At 45.0% G+C, this 795-nt stretch carries 1 protein-coding gene; it reads left to right on the top strand.

Annotated elements, in window-relative coordinates; translation table 11 throughout:
* Positions 1–391 precede the first annotated feature (391 nt).
* Positions 392–697: a hypothetical protein gene (locus tag GOB85_RS18860; protein ID WP_173578879.1), complete on the top strand. Its 306-nt coding sequence runs from the start codon at positions 392–394 to the stop codon at positions 695–697.
* Positions 698–795: the final 98 nt, after the last annotated feature.

Genomic DNA, 795 nt, shown 5'->3' with positions numbered 1-795 from the left:
GCGCTCGGGTGATTTCAGTCCAGGCCATCTTGATCTCATCAGGTTATCGCAAACCCATGAATCATAACCCGCTGAAATCACTCAACTCATTTTCGGTCAGACACTAAGAGATTACATTGGGCGGTTACTCGATAAAGGCCTTCTGAATGAATGGCACATCTGGGATTTTACGCGTTCGGAGAGTGACCGTCGCTACGTAAGACATACTTACGGACCTGTCCGGCTTATTTGTTCAAATGCGGGGTATCAGAAAATTGCATCCGCGAACCGCGGTGACACCACGAAAATATGTGTTTCGACATCCGGAGATCTGCATATCGGGATCAAGGGAAAGAACAGTTCAGAATTCATTGAGTATATTGCAGGCGATCAAGCAAACAGCCGATCCATTGTGCGCAGACAGGATGGGAAATTCCTGCAGGAGCCAGGTAGTCGAAATAAAGGTATTCTCAATATTGCGTATGAGAATCTTAAGAAACGATCTGTATTTGTCAGGAAAGTAGATAAGAAATTACAGGTCGATTATAATATTTCGAAGCTTGAATATAAAATAGCAAAGAAAAAATCTCTGTTCGAAGAGGACACGCCGGGAATCCTGAACGCAAGCGTCAAAACCGATATTACCATATCGGTGGGAGCAAACGGTGTTCTGAACCTGGCTGTGGGCGAGTATAATTTTCCACCTCTCAGTGTCTGACCGAAAATGAGTTGAGTGATTTCAGCGGGTTATGATTCATGGGTTTGCGATAACCTGATGAGATCAAGATGGCCTGGACTGAAATCACCCGAGCGCAG

It is taken from the genome of Acetobacter fallax (assembly GCF_011516735.1).
In the GTDB taxonomy this organism is placed as follows: Bacteria; Pseudomonadota; Alphaproteobacteria; order Acetobacterales; family Acetobacteraceae; genus Acetobacter; species Acetobacter fallax.
The sequence above is the reverse complement of the archived record's forward strand: the minus strand, read 5'-3'. Positions and strand labels throughout refer to the sequence as shown.